Annotated in this window: 17 protein-coding genes and 1 other RNA gene; 14 read left to right on the forward strand and 4 right to left on the reverse strand. The window is 56.8% G+C overall.

Features of this window, described 5'->3' with window-relative positions; translation table 11 throughout:
- The first annotated feature begins 28 nt into the window (after positions 1-28).
- From F4V43_RS13200 to smpB, 9 genes are all read left to right on the forward strand, one after another.
- Positions 29-1093, forward strand: a complete 1065-nt coding sequence (locus F4V43_RS13200; protein WP_150458717.1) for a sugar-binding transcriptional regulator — start codon at positions 29-31, stop codon at positions 1091-1093.
- Positions 1094-1197: 104 nt separating this feature from the next.
- On the forward strand, positions 1198-2208 hold the full coding sequence (gene gap, locus F4V43_RS13205) for a type I glyceraldehyde-3-phosphate dehydrogenase (RefSeq protein ID WP_150458718.1): 1011 nt from the start codon (positions 1198-1200) through the stop codon (positions 2206-2208).
- A gap of 108 nt (positions 2209-2316) precedes the next feature.
- Positions 2317-3498, forward strand: coding sequence for a phosphoglycerate kinase (locus F4V43_RS13210; RefSeq protein WP_150458719.1), 1182 nt, complete (start codon positions 2317-2319; stop codon positions 3496-3498).
- A gap of 25 nt (positions 3499-3523) precedes the next feature.
- A complete protein-coding gene (gene tpiA / locus F4V43_RS13215) occupies positions 3524-4279 on the forward strand; it encodes a triose-phosphate isomerase (RefSeq protein ID WP_150458720.1) in 756 nt (251 codons plus the stop codon).
- On the forward strand, positions 4279-5823 hold the full coding sequence (gene gpmI, locus F4V43_RS13220; protein ID WP_150458721.1) for a 2,3-bisphosphoglycerate-independent phosphoglycerate mutase: 1545 nt from the start codon (positions 4279-4281) through the stop codon (positions 5821-5823). The genes tpiA and gpmI overlap by 1 nt, the downstream gene beginning before the upstream one ends.
- Before the next feature lie 46 nt (positions 5824-5869).
- Entirely contained in the window at positions 5870-7156 is a 1287-nt protein-coding gene (eno, locus tag F4V43_RS13225; protein ID WP_150458722.1) for a phosphopyruvate hydratase, read from the forward strand.
- Positions 7157-7390: 234 nt separating this feature from the next.
- The gene (gene secG / locus F4V43_RS13230) at positions 7391-7624 is read left to right on the forward strand and encodes a preprotein translocase subunit SecG (RefSeq protein ID WP_150458723.1); all 234 of its coding nucleotides are present in this window, start codon (positions 7391-7393) and stop codon (positions 7622-7624) included.
- A 204-nt stretch (positions 7625-7828) separates the two neighbouring features.
- Positions 7829-10564 carry a ribonuclease R gene (gene rnr / locus F4V43_RS13235; protein ID WP_150458724.1) on the forward strand — a complete coding sequence of 912 codons (2736 nt, stop codon included), beginning with the start codon at positions 7829-7831 and terminating at the stop codon, positions 10562-10564.
- A 139-nt stretch (positions 10565-10703) separates the two neighbouring features.
- Positions 10704-11183, forward strand: coding sequence for an SsrA-binding protein SmpB (gene smpB / locus F4V43_RS13240; RefSeq protein ID WP_150458725.1), 480 nt, complete (start codon positions 10704-10706; stop codon positions 11181-11183).
- Positions 11184-11373: 190 nt separating this feature from the next.
- Here smpB and F4V43_RS13245 read toward each other — a convergent pair whose 3' ends face one another.
- From F4V43_RS13245 to F4V43_RS13260, 4 genes are read right to left on the reverse strand one after another with little or no spacing between them, the layout of a single operon-like run.
- On the reverse strand, positions 11374-12156 hold the full coding sequence (locus F4V43_RS13245) for a PHP domain-containing protein (protein ID WP_150458726.1): 783 nt from the start codon (positions 12154-12156) through the stop codon (positions 11374-11376).
- A gap of 29 nt (positions 12157-12185) precedes the next feature.
- On the reverse strand, positions 12186-13001 hold the full coding sequence (locus F4V43_RS13250; protein WP_150458727.1) for an energy-coupling factor transporter transmembrane component T family protein: 816 nt from the start codon (positions 12999-13001) through the stop codon (positions 12186-12188).
- On the reverse strand, positions 12976-14904 hold the full coding sequence (locus F4V43_RS13255) for an ABC transporter ATP-binding protein (protein ID WP_150458728.1): 1929 nt from the start codon (positions 14902-14904) through the stop codon (positions 12976-12978). The genes F4V43_RS13250 and F4V43_RS13255 overlap by 26 nt, the downstream gene beginning before the upstream one ends.
- A complete protein-coding gene (locus F4V43_RS13260; protein ID WP_150458729.1) occupies positions 14894-15784 on the reverse strand; it encodes a cell division protein FtsQ in 891 nt (296 codons plus the stop codon). Before F4V43_RS13260 ends, F4V43_RS13255 begins: the two co-directional genes overlap by 11 nt.
- Positions 15785-15976: 192 nt before the next feature.
- On the opposite strand from F4V43_RS13260, the gene F4V43_RS13265 reads away from it, so the two are divergent.
- The 5 genes from F4V43_RS13265 to F4V43_RS13285 all read left to right on the forward strand — a co-directional run bounded on the left by F4V43_RS13265 (position 15977) and on the right by F4V43_RS13285 (position 19898).
- Positions 15977-16831: a MurR/RpiR family transcriptional regulator gene (locus tag F4V43_RS13265; RefSeq protein ID WP_150458730.1), complete on the forward strand. Its 855-nt coding sequence runs from the start codon at positions 15977-15979 to the stop codon at positions 16829-16831.
- A 155-nt stretch (positions 16832-16986) separates the two neighbouring features.
- Positions 16987-17351, forward strand: a transfer-messenger RNA (tmRNA) gene (gene ssrA / locus F4V43_RS13270).
- Positions 17352-17780: 429 nt separating this feature from the next.
- On the forward strand, positions 17781-18593 hold the full coding sequence (locus tag F4V43_RS13275) for an Rpn family recombination-promoting nuclease/putative transposase (RefSeq protein WP_223879885.1): 813 nt from the start codon (positions 17781-17783) through the stop codon (positions 18591-18593).
- Between the two features lie 343 nt (positions 18594-18936).
- Positions 18937-19377 carry a hypothetical protein gene (locus F4V43_RS13280; protein WP_150458732.1) on the forward strand — a complete coding sequence of 147 codons (441 nt, stop codon included), beginning with the start codon at positions 18937-18939 and terminating at the stop codon, positions 19375-19377.
- Positions 19374-19898, forward strand: a complete 525-nt coding sequence (locus F4V43_RS13285) for an RNA polymerase subunit sigma-70 (RefSeq protein ID WP_150458733.1) — start codon at positions 19374-19376, stop codon at positions 19896-19898. Before F4V43_RS13280 ends, F4V43_RS13285 begins: the two co-directional genes overlap by 4 nt.
- Positions 19899-20057: the final 159 nt, after the last annotated feature.

Below are 20057 nucleotides of genomic sequence, written 5' to 3' on the forward strand. Positions count from 1 at the left end.
GGAAGAGAGAAACCGCAGGAGTGAAAGCATGCGTAACCTATTAGAGATCCAAAAGCAGCTTCTGCCTGATCTAATGGAGACCCTCAAACGGCGGTATACGATTCTGCACCAGATTCTGCTGTCCGACATCATCGGACGACGGACGCTGGCCGCATCCCTCGATATGACCGAGCGGGTGCTGCGGGCGGAGACGGATCTGCTCAAAGCCCAGGGGCTGATCGAGATTGAGAGCGTCGGCATGCGCATCAGCGAAGCCGGCCGCGAACTGCTTGATCTGATGGAGCCCATCGCCAAGAGCCTGTTCGGCCTTGACGAACTGGAAGAGCTGATTCGCCGAGAGTACGGCTTGTCCAAGCTGGTCATTGTACCGGGAGATTGCGATGCTTCTCCGGTAACCAAGCGGGAGTTGGGACGCGCTGGCGCCAAGGCGCTGCTGAGCGTGCTGAAGCCCGGCGATACGGTTGCCGTAACGGGCGGTTCCACGCTCGCGGAGATGGCGGATCAATTAACGGCGCCCATTGCGCCGACTTTTCAGAAGACTTGGTTCGTACCGGCACGCGGAGGGCTTGGAGAGAGCATGGAGATCCAGGCCAACACCATTGCCTCCACCATGGCCAAGAGGGTGGGTGCGAATTACCGGCTGCTGCATGTCCCGGATCTGCTGGGAGAGGACGCTTATCAGTCCCTGGCCCATGATCCGAACATCGGCGAGATTGTGCACACGATCCGGCATTCCCGAATCATCGTGCACGGCATCGGCGATGCCATGGAGATGACGCGCCGGCGCAAGCTCGGAGAAGACGCGATTGCGGCTATCCGAACGGCGGGAGCCGTAGCCGAGTCGTTCGGCTACTATTTCAATGAATCGGGCGAAGTGGTGCACACGATGCTGACGATGGGACTCCGCCTGGAGGACATCATCCGCACCGAAGTGGTCATCGGCATCGCCGGAGGCAAGCGCAAGGCCAAAGCCATTCACGCCATGCTCCGGTTCGGCCGCGAGAACATTCTTGTGATCGACGAAGCCGCCGCCATGGAAATCGGACGCGAAATCGAAGCCGCCCGCAGCGCGGGAGACGCCGTTTCCACATAATGGCGAGCATTAGCCCTCATCATGCGTTATACTTAACCTGTTGTCTTGACAGGCCTCAACCGTCTGTCTTGAATAAATAAATGATACTTAGGAGGAACTATTCAATGACTGTAAAAGTAGGTATCAACGGATTCGGACGTATCGGCCGCCTTGCTTTCCGCCGTATTCAAGAAGTGGAAGGCATCGAAGTAGTAGCTATCAACGACCTGACCGATGCCAAAATGCTGGCGCACCTGCTCAAATATGATACAACGCAAGGCAAATTCCAGGGTGAAGTTGAAGTTCATGACGGCTTCTTCAAAGTAAACGGCAAGGAAGTTAAAGTCCTGGCTAACCGCAATCCGGAAGAACTGCCTTGGGGCGACCTGGGCGTTGACATCGTTCTGGAATGCACAGGCTTCTTCACTTCCAAGGAAAAAGCCGAGCTGCACCTGAAGGGCGGCGCCAAGAAAGTGGTTATCTCCGCTCCGGCTACCGGCGACATGAAGACCGTTGTATACAACGTCAACCATGACATCCTCGACGGTTCCGAGACGGTTATCTCCGGCGCATCCTGCACCACGAACTGCCTGGCTCCTATGGCCAAGGTTCTGAACGACAAGTTCGGCGTTGTAGAAGGCCTGATGACAACGATCCACGCCTACACCGGCGACCAGAACACGCTGGACGCTCCGCATGCCAAGGGCGACTTCAGACGTGCCCGCGCCGCTGCCGAGAACATCGTTCCGAACACGACTGGCGCTGCCAAGGCAATCGGCCTTGTTATTCCTGAACTGAAAGGCAAGCTGGACGGCGCTGCTCAGCGCGTACCGGTACCGACTGGCTCCCTGACTGAGCTGGTATCCGTTCTGAACAAGACGGTAACCGTTGACGAAATCAACGCTGCCATGAAGGAAGCTTCCGATCCGGACACTTACGGCTACACAGAAGACGAAATCGTATCTTCCGACATCAAGGGCATGACTTACGGCTCCCTGTTCGACGCTACACAGACTAAGGTTCTGACTGTAGGCGACAAGCAGCTCGTGAAGACTGTGGCTTGGTACGACAACGAAATGTCCTACACGGCACAGCTCGTTCGTACGCTGGAATACTTCGCCAAAATGATTAAATAATTTCGCAAGCCACTATAGTCCATCCATAGAGCGGAAACGGGATTCGCAGTTTCCGCTCTTTTACGAGTGTTCGATTTGAACCTATTATGCGTGTGTGGAGGATAGATCATGAACAAGAAAAGTGTCCGTGATGTTGAAGTTAACGGCAAGCGCGTATTCGTGCGCGTCGATTTCAATGTGCCGCTCGAAGACGGCAAGATTACCGACGATACCCGTATCCGCGAAACGCTGCCGACGATCAAGTACCTGATCGAGAACGGCGCGAAGGTAATTCTGGCGAGCCATCTGGGCCGTCCGAAAGGCCAATTCGTTGATTCCATGCGTCTGACGCCAGCCGCTGAACGCCTGTCCGAGCTGCTGGGCAAACCGGTAGCCAAGGCCGATGAAGCGATCGGCGACGCCGTTAAGGCGAAGATCGCCGAACTGAAGAACGGCGACGTGCTCGTGCTTGAGAACGTCCGGTTCTACCCGGGCGAAGAGAAGAACGATCCGGAGCTGGCCAAGCAGTTCGCCGAGCTCGCCGATCTGTTCGTCAACGACGCCTTTGGCGCCGCTCACCGCGCCCATGCTTCGACAGAAGGCATCGCGCACTTCCTGCCGGCTGTATCCGGCCTGCTGATGGAGAAGGAACTGTCCGTACTGGGCAAAGCGCTCTCTAATCCGGAGCGTCCGTTCACGGCCATCATCGGCGGTTCCAAGGTTAAGGACAAAATCGACGTCATCGACAACCTGCTGACGCTGGCTGACAATGTTCTGATCGGCGGCGGCCTGTCCTATACCTTCACTAAAGCACAGGGTTACGAAATCGGCAATTCGCTCGTGGACAACGATAAGATCGACGCTGTTCTGGGCTTCATCGAGAAGGCCGAGAAGCTGGGCAAGAAGCTGCTGCTGCCGGTTGACGTTCTGGTAGCCGACAAGTTCGGCGCAGACGCCAATACGCAGATTGTGGACGCTACTGCCATTCCGGAAGGCTGGGAAGGCCTGGACATCGGGCCGAAGACACGTGAAATCTACGCCGATGTCATCAAGAACTCCAAGCTGATCGTCTGGAACGGGCCGATGGGCGTATTTGAAATTGATAAATTCGCAGAAGGCACCAAGGCGGTTGCGCAGGCTTGCGCGACAACCGAAGGCTACACGGTTATCGGTGGCGGCGACTCTGCTGCGGCAGCCGAGAAGTTCCACCTGGCCGACCAGATGGATCATATCTCCACCGGCGGCGGAGCATCGCTCGAATTCATGGAAGGCAAGGCTCTTCCTGGCGTAGTAGCGCTGAACGACAAGTAAGACGATAGAGGGAGGCAAGCTTGCCATGAGCAGAACACCAATTATCGCGGGCAACTGGAAGATGTTCAAGACCGTTCCGGAAGCCGAGAGTTTTGTAGCGGAAGTCAAAGGCAAGGCGGAACTGGAGGGCGTTGAGACCGTAATCTGCGCGCCGTTCACCAACCTGCCGGCTCTGACAGCCGCCGTGAAAGGCACAACGATCAAAATCGGCGCACAGAACCTGCATTTCGAGGACAATGGCGCTTATACCGGCGAAATCAGCGGCGTGATGCTGAAGGATCTGGGCGTAGAGTATGTTATCATCGGACACTCCGAGCGCCGGGCTTACTTCGGCGAGACCGACGAAATCGTCAATAAGAAAATGCACGCTGCCTTCCGGCACGGCCTGACTCCGATTGTCTGCGTCGGCGAGAAGCTGGAAGAACGCGAAGCCGACCAGACGAAGGAAGTCTGCAAGGTACAGACCGAAGGCGCCTTCCAGGGACTGAGCAAGGAACAGGCAGCGCAGACGGTTATCGCGTATGAACCGATCTGGGCAATCGGCACAGGCAAGTCGTCGACTTCCGCCGATGCCAACGAAGTAATCGCCTATATCCGCAGCCTGATTAAAGACCTGTACGACGAAGCGACGGCCGATGCCATCCGTATCCAGTACGGCGGCAGCGTGAAGCCGGAGAACGTAACCGAGTACATGGGTATGAGCGACATCGACGGAGCACTCGTCGGCGGCGCCAGCCTGCAGCCTGCTTCCTTCGTGCAACTGGTTGAGGGGGCGAAGTAATGTCCGCTCCAAAACCGGTAGCTCTGATTATCATGGACGGCTTTGGCCTGCGGGGAACGACGGAAGGCAATGCCGTCGCCCAAGCCAACAAGCCGAACTATGACCGTTATCTGAAGCAGTATCCGAACACGACGCTGACCGCATGCGGCGAAGCCGTCGGTCTTCCGGAAGGTCAGATGGGCAACTCCGAAGTCGGCCACCTGAACATCGGGGCCGGACGGATTGTGTATCAGGACTTGACGATGATCGACAAGTCGATCCGCGACGGCGAGTTCTTCGAGAACGACACGCTGGTAGCGGCTGTGCGGAACGCGAAGGATAACGGCAAGAAGCTGCACCTGTTCGGACTGCTGTCCGACGGCGGCGTTCACAGCCATATCAATCATCTGTTCGCCATGCTGGACTTGGCCAAGAAAGAAGGACTGAGCGATGTCTACATCCACGCCTTCATGGATGGCCGCGACGTGGCTCCGGACAGCGGACAGAAATATATCCAGGCGCTGATCGCCAAGATCGAGGAAATCGGAGTGGGACGCATCGCAACCGTGTCCGGCCGCTACTTCGCGATGGACCGCGACAAGCGCTGGGAACGCGTCGAGAAGGCTTACCGCGCCATCGTAGACGGCGAAGGCCTGAAGTACACCGACGCGCTGTCGGCAATTACGGCGTCTTACCAGAACTCCGTCTATGACGAGTTCCTGGAGCCGTCCGTCATTACCGATGAAGCCGGCAACCCGACGGCAACCGTGGAGAGCGGCGATTCCGTCGTCTTCATCAACTTCCGTCCGGACCGGGCGATTCAGCTGTCCCAGGTCTTCACACAGCCGGACTTCGCCGGATTTGACCGCGGAGCGAAGTTCCCGCAGGGCCTGCATTTTGTCTGCATGACGACTTATAGTGAAACGGTGGTCGGCTATGTCGCCTTCCCGCCGAAGAACCTGGTCAACACGCTGGGCGAAGTGCTGGTTCAGCAAGGGAAGAAGCAGCTTCGCATTGCGGAGACCGAGAAGTATCCGCACGTGACGTTCTTCTTCAGCGGCGGACGCGATGTGGAACTGCCGGGCGAGACCCGCATTCTTATCAATTCGCCGAAGGTGGCAACCTATGACATGAAGCCGGAGATGAGCGCCTACGAAGTGGCTGCGGCCTGCGTAGCCGAGATCGAAGCCGACCGTCAGGACGCCATCATTCTGAACTTCGCCAACCCCGACATGGTCGGTCACTCCGGTATGCTGGAGCCGACGATCAAGGCGGTTGAAGTGACCGACGAGTGCGTAGGCAAAGTGGTGGATGCCGTTACCGCCAAGGGCGGGGTCGTTATCATCATCGCCGACCACGGCAACGCCGATATGGTCTTCGACGAAGAAGGACGTCCGTTCACGGCGCATACGACGAACCCGGTTCCGTTCATCGTGACCGACGAGAACGTCATCCTGCGCGAACACGGCATTCTGGCTGACGTGGCTCCGACCTTCCTGGATCTGATGGGTCTGCCGCAGCCGGCCGAGATGACCGGCCAGTCCATGATTGCAAGACGCAAGTAAGCACAGCAGCAATTCCCATTACGCATACAAAGGAGAATGAATTGAAATGACCATTATTTCCGACGTATATGCACGCGAGGTCCTCGACTCCCGCGGCAACCCTACCGTTGAAGTTGACGTATATCTGGAATCCGGCGCCAAGGGCCGCGCCATCGTACCTTCGGGCGCTTCCACTGGCGCTCACGAAGCCGTTGAGCTTCGCGACGACGACAAGTCCCGCTACCTGGGCAAAGGCGTTCTGAACGCCGTTAAGAACGTGAACGAGATCATCGCCCCTGAAGTGATCGGCATGGACGCCCTGGATCAGCTGGGCATCGACAAAGCCATGATCGCGCTGGACGGAACGCCGAACAAAGGCAAGCTGGGCGCCAACGCCATCCTGGCCGTATCCATGGCCGTAGCCCGCGCAGCTGCCGCTGCTCTGGACGTGCCGCTTTATGTATACCTGGGCGGATTCAACGCCAAGCAGCTTCCGGTTCCGATGATGAACATCGTGAACGGCGGCGCACACGCCGACAACAACGTCGACGTACAGGAATTCATGGTTCTGCCGGTTGGCGCACCAAGCTTCAAGGAAGCCCTGCGTACAGGCGCTGAAATCTTCCACAACCTGAAATCCGTACTGAAGGCCAAAGGCCTGAACACGGCAGTAGGCGACGAAGGCGGCTTCGCTCCGAACTTCTCGTCCAATGAAGATGCCCTGTCCTCCATCATGGAAGCCATCGAGAAAGCCGGCTACAAGCCAGGCGTCGACGTATTCCTGGGCATGGACGTGGCTTCCACCGAGTTCTTCAAGGATGGCAAGTACCACCTCGAAGGCGAAGGCAAGTCCTTCACACCGGCTGAATTCGTTGACCTGCTCTCTTCCTGGGTTGACAAGTACCCGATCATCACAATCGAAGACGGCTGCTCCGAAGACGACTGGGAAGGTTGGAAGCTGCTGACTGAGAAGCTGGGGGGCAAGATCCAGCTCGTAGGCGACGACCTCTTCGTAACGAACACCGAGCGTCTGTCCAAGGGCATCGAAGAAGGTATCGGCAACTCGATCCTGATCAAGGTGAACCAGATCGGTACGCTGACTGAAACCTTCGATGCCATCGAAATGGCGAAGCGCGCCGGTTACACGGCTGTTGTATCGCACCGTTCGGGCGAATCCGAAGACAGCACCATTGCCGACATCGCGGTTGCTACCAACGCCGGCCAGATCAAGACAGGTGCTCCTTCCCGTACAGACCGTATCGCCAAATACAACCAGCTGCTTCGCATCGAAGACGAACTGGGCGAACTGGCTCAATACAACGGCCTGAAGTCCTTCTACAACCTCAAGAGATAATCGGTTCTGCCGGGCAGATTCTGCCGCAGATTCGTGATCTTCGACCGCTTCGGCCTAAGGCCGGAGCGGTTTTTTTGCTTCGGGGAGGGCATTCCGGGTTAAGAGACCGGCGCGATTCCATATCCCAGGAATAGGTTGTCATCGCTTTCGGGCTATGATAAAATAAGAATGCTGTTTGTGTGACGTGAATTCCAATTCTCATAGATAGTGATGCTTGAGTAGGGGGTGGAAGAAATGGAAATTTTCATGAAGGTGCTGCTTCTCATTTTCTCGATCGGCTTGATTACGGTGGTTCTGCTGCAGAAGGGCAAGAGCGCCGGGCTGTCGGGTGCCATCTCCGGCGGCGCTGAGCATCTGTTCGGCAAATCGAAGGCGCGCGGCATGGAACTGGTGCTTCAGCGTATTACGGTTGGTCTGGCGGCCGGATTCTTCATCCTGTCGATCGTTGTAGCTATTCTTACCGACTAAACGGACATTGGACGATCTAAACCTTCGCTCTGTGATGGAGCGGAGGTTTTTTTGATAACAGCGGCGTTCCGGTCATGGTGCGGCAGGATCGTTCCGGCAGGGATGCCGGGGATTAATTTCGTGTATACTAGGGTATGAAGTAGTAATGGAGAAATATACATACAGCCGGGCCCTCGTGCCGCGGCGGCCGAGGTGACTTGTCAAGTGATAACCCAAGACCATTTGCTTGCTTTTATGCGGGAGACCGCTTATAAACCGATGACCTACGACGAGTTCGTCCTGCACCTGAATCTTGTAGGCAGCGAGGAATTGCGGGAATTCGAGGAACTGCTGCGGGTCCTGGAACAGGAAGGCCGGGTCGTGCTGACACGGACGGGGCGCTACGGCGTGCCCGAGCGGATGGATCTGCTCCGCGGGCGGCTTCAGGCGCATGCCAAGGGCTTTGCCTTTCTGATTCCGGACGACCGGGAGCATCCCGACGTCTATATCCATGCGAACGACATCAAAGGCGCAATGAACGGCGACATTGTGCTCGTACGGGTAACCTCGCGCAGTCCTTCCGGCGGCCGGATGGAGGGCGAAGTGGTGCGGATTGTGCGCCGGGGCGTGCAGCAGACGGTAGGCACCTTCCAGAGCTTCGAGACGTACGGATTCGTGCTGCCGGACGACAAGCGGATCAACCGCGACATCTTCGTGCCGAAGGAATCGTTCCACGGGGCGGTGGACGGCGAGAAGGTCGTTGTTCGGATTGTGCATTATCCGGAAGGGAGAGCTGCGGCCGAGGGCGAGATTATTGAAATTCTGGGGCATAAGGATGACCCCGGAGTGGACATTCTGTCCGTAATCCGCAAGCACCAGCTTCCGGAGGGCTTCTCCGACGAAGTCATGGCGGAAGCGAACGCGGCTCCCGACTCGATTACCGAAGAAGAGATTATCCAGCAGGGACGGCGCGATCTGCGCGGCCTGAACATTGTTACCATCGACGGGGAAGACGCCAAGGACCTCGACGATGCCGTGAATGTGCAGCTGCTGGACAACGGCCATTATAAGCTGGGCGTTCATATTGCCGACGTCAGCTATTATGTGCGCGAGAATTCCGAGCTGGACAAGGAGGCGTATGCCCGCGGCTGCTCCGTCTACCTGGTAGACCGCGTGATTCCGATGCTGCCGCACCGCTTGTCCAACGGCATTTGCAGTCTTAACCCACAGGTGGACCGGCTGACGATGTCCTGCGAGATGGAATTCAACGAGCAGATGAAGGTCGTGAAGCACGATATTTTTACAAGCGTAATCCGTACCAAGGAGCGCATGACGTATACGAATGTCCGCAAAATCCTCGAGGGCGAGGACCCGGAGCTGCTGGAGCGCTACGCTCCGCTGGTCAATGACTTCAAGCTCATGAAGGAGCTTGCCATGAAGCTGCGCGACGCGCGGATGCGCCGCGGTGCGGTGGACTTTGACTTCCAGGAGAGCAAGATCATCGTCGACGAGAACGGCAAGGCGGTCGATATCGTCAAGCGCGAGCGTTCGGTGGCCGAGCAGATTATCGAAGAGTTCATGCTGGCAGCGAACGAGACGGTCGCCGAGCATTTTCACTGGCTGAAGGTGCCGTTCCTGTACCGGATTCACGAAGACCCGGACCCCGAGAAGCTGCAGAACTTCATGGCGTTCGCGGCCAACTTCGGCTACCAGGTGAAGGGCCGCGGCAACTCGGTGCATCCCCGGGCGCTGCAGAAGCTGCTGGAGGACATCCAGGGCACCAAAGAGCAGACCGTTATCAGCACGATGATGCTGCGCTCCATGAAGCAGGCGAAGTACGATGCGGAGAGCACCGGCCACTTCGGGCTGGCCGCGGAATTCTATTCGCACTTCACCTCGCCGATCCGGCGTTACCCCGACCTTGTCATTCACCGGGTAATGCGCGAGGTGCTGGAAGGCGGAGGCGCGCTCTCCGAGAAGCGCCAGGAATACCTCGCGAGCCGGATGCCGGACATTGCCCAGCAGTCATCCGAGCGCGAACGCGTCGCCGTTGAGGCGGAGCGGGATACGGAGCAGCTCAAGAAGGCCGAGTACATGCTCGACAAGGTGGGCGAGGAATTCGATGCCATGGTCAGCAGCGTAACGAACTTCGGCATGTTCGTCGAACTCGACAATACGGTGGAAGGCCTGATCCGGCTCAGTCATCTGACGGATGACTATTACCATTTTGACGAGACCCATATGGCGCTGATCGGCGAGCGGACGTCCAAAGTGTTCCGCATCGGCGACGAAGTGAAGATCCGCGTCGCCAAGGTGAACATGGACGACCATACGATCGACTTCGAGCTGGTCGATATGAAGCCCCGCCAGGCGGGGGAACGGCGGGGTGGAGGCTTCGGCGGCCGCCCGGGCAAGAAGGGCGGCAAGGGCGGCCGCGCCGGCTCCGCAGGCGCGGCTCAGGGCGGCGGCCCCGGCAAAGCGGGCCGCGGCAAAGGCAAGCCCGGCAGCGCAGGGCGGCCGGGCGGCAGTGAGGCCGCCGGTGCCCGCGGCGGCCAAGGCGGCGGCCCGCGCGGCGAAGCCGCGGGCCAGGGCGCCGCGCGCGGCAAGCGCGGCAAGGGACGCGGGCCCGGCGAGGATGCGCGCCGGGCGCACACGGCCCTGACGGAGCGCTCCGGCGGGCGCGCTCCGGGCGGAGCCGAAGCCGGCGGTCCCGGCATCCGCTTCAGCTTCGGCTCCGGCAAGGGCGGCTACGGCGCTCCTTCGGAAGGCGCTGGCGGAAGCGCCGCTGACGCGATCAGCGGCGACACGAAGTTCCGCAGCCGGGAGGACCTCGGCGGCGATTACGGCGGCGGCCGGTCCGGCAAGGGCCGCCGGAAGAAGAACACGCCAAGCGGCGTGTTCATCAGCCCGGATGTGACGCCGGGCGGCGGGGAAGGCCGCAAGCGGAAGCGCAAGAAATAGCACCGCGCGGACAAGGGACCCTGGCGGCTTGCTGCGCCGCCAGGGTCTCCTTGCGCGGGCAAAGGCGCTTTTGATACAATAAAGACCGGCGCCCGCACACGGCGGGCGCCCTTATTTTGTCAACCGGGGAGTGATGGTCATGGGCAAGAAAGCGGAGGGCAAAGTCCTCGTCCAGAACAAAAAGGCTTCCCATGATTACTTTATTGAAGATACGTATGAAGCGGGCATGGTGCTGACCGGAACCGAGATCAAGTCGCTGCGCAACGGCCGCGCCAACATCGGGGACGCGTTCGCTACGATCCGCGGCGGCGAGGTGTTCGTGCACAACCTGCACATCAGCCCGTTCGAGCAGGGCAACCGCGCCAACCCGGACGATCCGACCCGCACGCGCAAGCTGCTCCTGCACAAGGGCCAGATTGCCAAGCTGCTCGGCCAGTCGAAGCAGGAAGGCTACACGATTGTCCCGCTGAAGATCTACGTCCGCAACGGCTATGCGAAGCTGCTGCTCGGCCTGGGCAAGGGCAAGAAGCAGTACGACAAACGCGACGCAGCCGCCAAACGCGATGCCCAGCGCGACATTCAGCGCGCGCTGCGGGAGAAGCAGAAGATCGCCCGCTGACCGGCTGACCGACCCGTCAGCCAAAGATGAAGGAACAGCAGGATACCGACTACAAAGACAGGCCATTTCCCCGATGTCACGCATCGGCGGAAATGGCCTGTCTGGCGCTGGGCCGAATCGGTCATTCCCCGACCCTTCCGGGCCGCCGGGAGCGGCAGTCCGAGGAGAACGCTGGCAGCGGCAGGGCCGCCTATAGGGAAGGTGCGGGTTCGGCTTGTTCAAGCCGATGGAGCCGCTTCAGCAGCTTTTTGAGCATAACGGAGGCTTTGACCTGAAGCGGCAGGCTGTCGGCGACGGTAAGCGTATAGGCGCGGTTCAATATAGCCTGCTTCAGCTCAGCCGCCGTATGGCAGGGATGCTGCAGTTCATTGTATACACTGCCGTACTGGAGGCACTGGTGGGTATCGCTCCCGGCGGTTACGGGCTTGCCCAACCCGGCGGCCAGGCGCTCGACCTGCTCCCGGTTGGCCGCGGCTCCGTATTCGTACAGGTCCTTGGCGTTCAGATCGAAGGCATCGAGCCGCATCAACTGCTCTCTCTTCAAATGATGAAGCGGCGTCGATTGCCGGAAAGGATGCGCGCCGATGCGCAGCAGAGGGAGGTCCTCGGTCATCGCTATCAGTTCGTCGAACGGAATGAAGCAGCCCTTCTCCGTACAAGGCTCGAGGCCGCGGCGGACCTCCAGAATATGCTCCTTGCGCCCAATGAGCAGGATATGTCCATTCTCCCGGATATCGACTTCCATACCGGGGAAGATCTTCAGCGAACCTGCTTCGTAATACTCCCCGTTGAAGGGGTACATCCGGTCGAGCGATTCGTACACGTCATGGAAATGGCGGGTATTGAAGTGTTCGGTTAGAGCCAGGGCATCCAGCCCGCTCCCTGCCGCTTCGGCGGCCATTTCTTCATAATAGGCCGGCGAGAAATCGGTGGCCTTGGATAATTTGGCATGGGTATGCAGATCAATGCGCATGAAATCGTCTCCTTGTTTAATGTGGTTTATCAAATGCGGTCCAGACCGAACAGGACGGCTGTATAGAGCGCTGATCCGCCGAGGAACAGAACATCATGCCTGCGCAGCCGGAGATGGGCGAGCTTCAGCTTCTTGGCGGCGGGATTCTTCATGCCGTAAGAGAAGCCGCGCGTCTCCAAGGCTTCTACGGTCGTCCGGGAGCGTTTTGCCGTCGCCAGCATCAAGGGGAAGAAGGCGTACACCAGCAGTCTTACATAGTGAACCGCATACCGCCAGTAGAGAAGACCGGGCCGTTCCGGCACCCGGCCGCGCAGCCGGTAGGAGAGCAGCACGTTGCGGAACTCCTCGAACAGCACCGGCAGAATGCGGTAGCCGTAGGACAGGCTGAAGGAGAAGGCCGCCGGCATGCCGAGCGCCAGCAGGCCGTCGCTGATCTTCTCGGGGTCCATCCCCGAGAAGACGGTAATGCTGGCCAGGGACACCACCGAGAGCTTGAGGGTCAGCTTCAGCAGCGGCAGGGCGGAGGAGACATCGCCGCCAAAGAACAGCGAGAGCAGGAACAGCCATCCGACCTGGCCGATCAGACCGAGAGCGAGAATGAACAGAATGAACGGCGAGACGCGCGAGAGAGCGGTAGTCAGTATCATCAGCAGACATAATCCCGCAAGAACCGTCATGCTGCCGATGAACCAGGGGACCACGGCAAAGAAGAGATACCAGATCAGCAGTCCCCTCGGGTCAAGCCGGGACAGAGACGCATGTCCGCTGCCGTAGGCGGTATTCATCAGCTCCAACTGAATGCGGTCCAACGAGATGCGGTTAAACCAGCTGCGGACAAGCTGCATGGCCGTTCTCCTCCTTTTCTTGAATTTGCATCCGGCGGAGCCGGTCGGCCAGAGCAGCCGGAGAGCTGCTGACCGGATAAAGGCCCAGCGCAGCCGACAGCTCCATGCTCTGGGTCAGAGCAAGCCCGGCCCGGCCGATCAGACCGGAATCGGCAAAAATCTCCGCAGCCGTCCCATCGGCGGTAATCTCCCCCTGATGCATGACGATTACGCGGGTGGCCCATTCGTTGACAAGCTGCATGTCATGCGTGGCGATGATGACCGTCCGTACGTGCTGCTCCAGTTCCCGGAGCATGCCCAGCAGCTCTTCCCGGGTCGCCATATCCAGATTGGCGGTCGGTTCGTCGAGCAGCATGACGGCAGGCCGGACGGCCGAGCCGATCGCAAGCGACACCCGGCGCTGCTGGCCGCCGGACAGGAGACGGGCATCGCGCTCCTGAAGCGGTCCGAGCCGGAAGCTGCGGAGCATGTGATCCACCGTCTTCCCGGGCTCGGCATAACCGCGGCTGTCCAGGCAGTAGGCGATTTCCTTGCGGACGCTGTCTTCGATGAACATATCTTCCGGGTTCTGAAAAATATAAGCGACCTCCCGCGACAGCCGCTCCAGCGTGAGGGTGCGGGTATCCTGACCCAGCACCTCAACTGCTCCGGACGAAGGCCGGGCGATTCCGGCAATCAGCTTCATGAGCGAGGATTTGCCGGCGCCGTTGCTGCCGACCAGGGCAACGCGTTCCCCTTCGCCGATGCGGAGCGTCACCCCGTGCAGGACAGGCTGTACCTGCTTGCGGATCGAGCGGTAGCCCAGCGATACGCGCTCCAGCCGGATGACGGCCGCTTCACCTTGGGCAGGGCCGGAAGCATCGGGCCCTGTCAGGAGCCCCTTAACGGATCCTGACACGAAGCCCGCCCCAGGCTCTGCCGCGGACCCTGGCTCCGACTGTGGGAAGGCCGCCGTCTTCGGCATGTTTGGCACCGATAGAGCTGCCTGCATCCCGGCGGCAGCCGGGGGACCGGCCGGAAGCAGGCGGCTGAAGTATGCGGCCGCCTCTTCCACGGTAATCGGGTACGGTTCCCGTGCCGTCCCGGCGGCCTCCGGTTGGAGCGCTGCAAGTCTGGCTGCCGTCCGGGTTACTTCAGGCGGCTGGATGCCGAGCCGCTCCAGATCTTGCAGACGGTTCAGCGCTTCGGCCACAGGAAGCTGCCATACGACCCGGCCCTGCTCCATCAGGCAGACGTCCTGGCAGTAATCGGCGATAAACTCTGTATGGTGTTCAATGACGATCACGGTTCGGCCGTGAATCGTGTGGATGCGTCGCAGCACGTCGTAGACCTGGCGCGCATGCCGGGGGTCCAGTTGGGAGACCGGCTCATCGACGATCAGGATGCCGGGCTCCAGGGCCAGCGCGCCGGCCAGCGCGAGCAGATGCTTTTGCCCGCCGCTGAGTTCCCAGATGTAGCGGTCCTCGAGGCCGGCCAATCCGCACAGATCAAGCGCGCGCAGCGCCCGCTCCCGGTAATCGGCGAGCCCGTAGTTCATCGGAGCGAAGCAGGCCTCATCGAGCACGGTCGGTCGGACCAGCTGGTTCTCAAAATCCTGATACACATAGCCGACCATCCGGGAGAGCTCGGCCACGCTCCGGTCTGCGGCATCCTCTCCGTTAATTCGGACGTCCCCCGAGAACTCCCCGGAATAATAGTGGGGAATTAGCCCGTTGAACAGCTTGCAGAGCGTAGACTTGCCGCAGCCGTTGCCGCCGATAATGGCGGTGAAGCTGCCGTGCCCTACCGTCAGGGAGGCCCCGTTCAGGACGGAATGATCCGAGCCGGGATAGCTGAAGGTGACTCCGCATATTTCCGCCGCATAGGGAGCGGCCGGGAGCTGGGCGGCCGGATTAACGCGCATAAGGCATACCCTCCGTGTCGGCTCCGGTTCTGGAACTGCGGGCCCGCTTCAGGCGCAGCAGGAGCACAGTCCCGGCGGCGACGGCTGCGGCTGCTCCGATGCTGATCCAGACCGCACCGCTTTGGCCGGCCCACCCGCTCTCCCACTCCCCGATATTCCAATCGGTCTCGGAGAGCAATTCAGCGCCGAACGCGGCGAGCGCAAGAGCGAGCCCGAGAGTCACGATCTTGGGCGTGAGCACGCCCGCCCCTTCGTAACGGGTGGACCGGTCGCGAGGACGAATGCCGAGCAGCGGCTCGATTTTGCCGTACAGACGGGGAACCAGATAGAGCGTAGGCAGGAGCGCAAAAAGAATGCCGGAGAAGAGAACATCGTTCAGAAAGCCTACGCCTTCGACGATCACGACGCTCTCGGCCAGTCCGGGTACAGCTTCAAATTCCTCTACCCCGATCCAGACCTTGCCGATGTCGATCAGGCTGCTGCACAGCTGATGCAGGACGACGCCCGTCATCGCGGCGATTCCGACCTGCATGCGGCTCAGCGGGTTGCGCACCATCCGGCCGGCGATGTACATGGCCAGCGAGAAGGTCAGGAACTTCTCCAGTTCGCCCAGACCGCCGAATTGGCCGAGCATCAGCTCGCCGAAGATGATCTCGCCCAGCGCCGCGCCGACTGCGGCATACAGCGGATGGAACAGGATGCAGAGGGTGAGCGGGATGAAGGCGAAATACTCGACGGACAGTTCTACCGGCCCGAGGCGCAGCTCGGGAATCAGCTCGGTGAACATGTTGGACAGGCCGTACAGCGACATGGACAGGACGAAGATCATCATTTTCTGCGAAGACGTCAGGGTGTAGAGGGTTCGGGTTCTATTCTTCATGGACATCAGCCTCCTTCTCGGATGGGTTACAGGTTCAGTCTAGGGGGGAACTATTAAGCGAGGCGGGAGGGTTTGTCAACGCATTGTAATAAATTTTACATATTGAAAAAGATGAAATAAAATTTACATAACAAATCGCGGGTATGCTGAAGCCATCGCGGAGACTTTATAAGGAAAGAAGGAAGATGCGCCATGCCGTCTATTCCAGGCCGGATCTTTCCGGAGCAAGCCGGTTTTACACCCGGGGAGCGGAAGATTGCCGCTTTCATAGAGAACCATGCCGACGAAGTGCTGTTCCTGACCGAGCAGGCGCTGGCCGACCGGATCGGCACCAGCATCGCTACCGTGTCCCGGTTCTGGCGTTCGGCGGGGTATGACAGCGGGAAGGACTTCCGGCGGAAGCTGCGGGCCGCCTCGGCCCACACGCCGGCGGTGAAGCTGGAGACAACCATCTCCCGCATGGACCCGGACAGCTTGCCGCTTCACACGCTGGAGCAGTCCATCCTCCATCTGCGGGAGACGGCGGGGCGGATCGCGCCCGGACAATTGGAGGAAGCCGCGGCGCTGCTGGCCGGAGCCAACCTCATCTACCTTCATGCTCCGGGACCGGCTGCGGCGCTCGGCGAGCTGCTTCGCTACCGCCTGTCCCGGTTCGGGTTGACGGTACGCCTGATGCCGGCGAGCGGTCACGAGCTGCTGGAGCCGCTGGCCCATGTCCAGGCCGGAGATGCCGTCCTGCTCTTCAATTTCACCCGCCTGCTGCCCGAGACTGAGGTCATTCTCGATTATGTGAAGGAGAAAGGCTGCCCCGCAGTCATGATAACCGACCGGGAGGAATTCCGGGACGGCGCTTCGGTGAAGGTTTCCTTTTATGTCCGGCGGGGTGAACGGGGTGAATTCCATTCCATGGTGGCGCCGCTGCTGCTGGTGGAGCAGATCATCCTGAGCATCGGACTGTCGATGAAGGAGCAAGTGCTGTCCAGGCTGGAGAACCTGGGGAAGCTGCGGGCCAAATATGCCGACAGATTGCCGCGCGGCAGGGCTTGAAGAACAGAAGTGGCAGGGGATGGCACCATTTCCTTGAGGATCTATCCCTTTTCTCCGCCATTTGTGATATACTCTGTATGTAAGACTTAGCGCTTCAATGTCAGCACCGTTCTTGCCGGACGGCCTGCTTGATCCGAAGCTGCCCTTTCTAATGAGGGGCCGTTCTTGGATTCGACGGGGGTAGTTCGAGCATGGGTAGCGAGTAGTGGGGACGCGTCCGCTTCATCAACGCTAAAGCCAATTAAACGGCAAACAAAACAACAACTACGCTTTCGCAGCTTAATAACCTGTGAGCGTGCTTCTACCCTGCATCGCCCATGTGACAGGGATAGGGGCTAACAAGTAGTGGGATACGCTGTCTGGTCTCCGCCTGGGGTCAGCAGAAGAAGATAATCAGGCTGACCCGAAGGGGACCCGGTTACGGGGGGCTTCTAGGGTGACATCAAAACTGTGACTACACTCGTAGAAGCTTGTGTGGCGTTGCCTTCGGACAGGGGTTCGACTCCCCTCGGCTCCATATGGAGTAAAGTGAAAGACACCTTCTAAGGTGTCTTTTTTCGTTTTCACGGTTATTTTGGACTATACGTAGTGGTTGAAAAGCTTGCTATGATGCGATTTCTGGAGCTTACTGTTAATGGATGCAGTGAGTTTCAGCTATACGGAGACAGGAGGTTTTGGCTGCCACGTAACTAGTGATACGATTGCTCCCTTCACCGTGCGTTTTTGTCGTTCATCCCCATCATCTGCACTTGGACTACCTAAAGGCTACTTCTGAATTAGCCCTCAAAGCCTCCAGAGCTTCTCAGACATTCAGTTACTCTGCTGCATATAATTTGTGTTTACAGTAATTCAAACGACAGCCTGATTTAATCTGAGCGGTATTACGTATCTTTGCAAGGTTCAGAACCCTTGAAAAATGATATAATAATAATGAATGGAGCTGATGCCGATGGAACTGCTGGACCCGCGTGTGGACTTTGTATTTAAACGGATATTTGGCAGCGAGAACAATAAAGATGTGCTGCTGGCGTTTCTTAACCGCATCTTCACCGAAGCTGGCGAGCCGCCGCTGACAGAGATCATCCTGATGAATCCCTATACGGATAAAGATGATCCACTCGACAAACAGTCCATCTTTGATGTTTATGCCAAGACGGCTGAGGGTAAGTTGATAGACATTGAGATGCAATTGTTCAACAAATACGATATCGAGAAGCGAACGCTGTTCTACTGGAGCAAGCGATACGCCAGTCAGCTTCAGGAAGGCGAGAAGTATCAGGAACTGAAGAAGTGCGTCACCATTAACATTTTGAACTATGCCTTCTTATCGAATGACGAGTACCATAATATATTTCATCTCCGCGAAGACCGAACATTGATACCACTGCTTGACGATATTGAGGTCCATTTTTTGGAGCTGCCAAAGTTGGATGATGTGATCCCATCAAACGGTGGATTGGAGAACTGGTTGTTGTTCCTCAAGGGCGTAGATACAACCCATTGGGAGGTGCTGAAGATGAATGAACCGGGATTGGAAAAGGCGATGGATACCTTGCAATACTTGAGCCAGGATTCAGAGGCCAGACGTTTGTATGAGGCTAGACAGAAGTATTTGCATGACGAGGCTTCTATGCTGGGTAGTGCGGAAATGGCAGGCATAAAAAAAGTAGCTACAAACATGCTTGGCTTGAATCTGGACATAACGACTATTATAAAAGCTACTGGATTAACAGAGCAAGAGATCGAGGCTTTGAGAAAATAAAGAATGTGATTGCATCCTATGAAAAAAAATCCCTTTTGTAGTACCGTCTAAAATGATAACCGTTGTTATAAGTGATTAACTAATAAAAAAAGCCACCATACAGAAGGTGGCTTTTTTTACTTTGTCTTGAAAAATACATACATTATTTCAATCCACAGATAAAAGTATCTGACCTATATACGCTTTAAGCATAGTATAGACATTATATTTTTTCAATAGAATAACTCTAATATATTACTTCAATGTATGTATATTTCAAATATATATTGTCATAGAAAAATAGATAGAATCCAAGTAAATTATGATTAGAAATACCAATTTGGTACAAAAAAGGAGAATGGATATGAATGATGATTTTAATAGGAAAGAAAAATTTGATATTTATCAGCTAGAATGGTTTTTACCTAGTCCTTCTAAGCCGGTATTTTCAATAAGTGTATCTAATGAAAAGGGATTCTGTTTAAACAGCAAGCTTTATGAATTCATTCCTAAACAGCTAACAATAGGTATAAGTTCAGACGGAAAGAATATTGGGCTGTTAGGAATAGCTGAAAAGGGATATCATGTTTTGAAAAATGGGAAAATAAAAGACCTCGAATTAGTTAAGGTAATCGAAAAGCGAGGAATTTCTTTTCCGGCAAGTTATACTGTTGAAAAAAAAGATGATTTATGGTTTGCTACGTTAGTTCCTCCAAAGCAAGTACCGCTCACTCCCCAAAATACTCCTAAGAAACCCAGAAAAAGTGGACTTCGTAATATGCTTCCTAATAAAGCTATACAGTGAAAGAGAAAATTACTGAGGCTGACGTCGTAAATCATTACTTTCCGCTTGTAGTTAATGAATGCAAAAATTCATACAAAGGTTTGGAAATTGAAGATAGAATTACGGAAGGTGTGGTGGCTCTTATCCATGCTATTCGTACTTACAATACCCATTTTGGATGCTTTGAAGACTATTTTTTAGCACAGTTGAAAATAATTATGAAACAAAAAAACAAAGAAGCATGGGCTATAAGGAGAATGGAATCCATTTTTTCAGTGGATGCACCTGTGCGTATTCATAATGAATCTCACACTCATTTAGAATTCATAAGATCAATTCCATATGATGATACTATTATTGATGTAGAAATTTTTTTGGCAAGACTATCATCTTTAGAAAGAAAGGTTATTTATCTTTTAATTAATGGAGATGATTTAAAAAAGATATCTGATGAGTTGAGCCTTTCTTCGGAACAAGCTGGATTTATAATGGAGCAACTTCAAAGTAGGGCTAAGCATTATTTAGATGTGGATTTAACATAATGTATGTTGTAGCCTGTTTTTGGCTGTCTGGTCTCCGCCTGGGGTCAGCAGAAGAAGATAATCAGGCTGACCCGAAGGGGACCCGGTTACGGGGGCTTCTAGGGTGACATCAAAACCGTGACTACACTCGTAGAAGCTTGTGTGGCGTTGCCTTCGGAC

The sequence above is a fragment of the Paenibacillus spiritus genome (assembly GCF_008710135.1).
Lineage (GTDB): Bacteria > Bacillota > Bacilli > Paenibacillales > Paenibacillaceae > Paenibacillus_AQ > Paenibacillus_AQ glufosinatiresistens.

Bases quoted from the DNA above. Each gene is read 5' to 3' on its own strand.
- secG (WP_150458723.1), top strand. From the start codon at position 7,391: ATGGAAATTTTCATGAAGGTGCTGCTTCTCATTTTCTCGATCGGCTTG.
- tpiA (WP_150458720.1), top strand. From the start codon at position 3,524: ATGAGCAGAACACCAATTATCGCGGGCAACTGGAAGATGTTCAAGACC.
- gpmI (WP_150458721.1), top strand. From the start codon at position 4,279: ATGTCCGCTCCAAAACCGGTAGCTCTGATTATCATGGACGGCTTTGGC.
- F4V43_RS13255 (WP_150458728.1), bottom strand. From the start codon at position 14,904: ATGCGCGTTAATCCGGCCGCCCAGCTCCCGGCCGCTCCCTATGCGGCG.
- F4V43_RS13280 (WP_150458732.1), top strand. From the start codon at position 18,937: ATGAATGATGATTTTAATAGGAAAGAAAAATTTGATATTTATCAGCTA.
- F4V43_RS13265 (WP_150458730.1), top strand. From the start codon at position 15,977: ATGCCGTCTATTCCAGGCCGGATCTTTCCGGAGCAAGCCGGTTTTACA.
- F4V43_RS13275 (WP_223879885.1), top strand. From the start codon at position 17,781: ATGGAACTGCTGGACCCGCGTGTGGACTTTGTATTTAAACGGATATTT.
- F4V43_RS13210 (WP_150458719.1), top strand. From the start codon at position 2,317: ATGAACAAGAAAAGTGTCCGTGATGTTGAAGTTAACGGCAAGCGCGTA.
- F4V43_RS13260 (WP_150458729.1), bottom strand. From the start codon at position 15,784: ATGAAGAATAGAACCCGAACCCTCTACACCCTGACGTCTTCGCAGAAA.
- F4V43_RS13245 (WP_150458726.1), bottom strand. From the start codon at position 12,156: ATGCGCATTGATCTGCATACCCATGCCAAATTATCCAAGGCCACCGAT.
- smpB (WP_150458725.1), top strand. From the start codon at position 10,704: ATGGGCAAGAAAGCGGAGGGCAAAGTCCTCGTCCAGAACAAAAAGGCT.
- F4V43_RS13200 (WP_150458717.1), top strand. From the start codon at position 29: ATGCGTAACCTATTAGAGATCCAAAAGCAGCTTCTGCCTGATCTAATG.
- eno (WP_150458722.1), top strand. From the start codon at position 5,870: ATGACCATTATTTCCGACGTATATGCACGCGAGGTCCTCGACTCCCGC.
- F4V43_RS13250 (WP_150458727.1), bottom strand. From the start codon at position 13,001: ATGCAGCTTGTCCGCAGCTGGTTTAACCGCATCTCGTTGGACCGCATT.
- gap (WP_150458718.1), top strand. From the start codon at position 1,198: ATGACTGTAAAAGTAGGTATCAACGGATTCGGACGTATCGGCCGCCTT.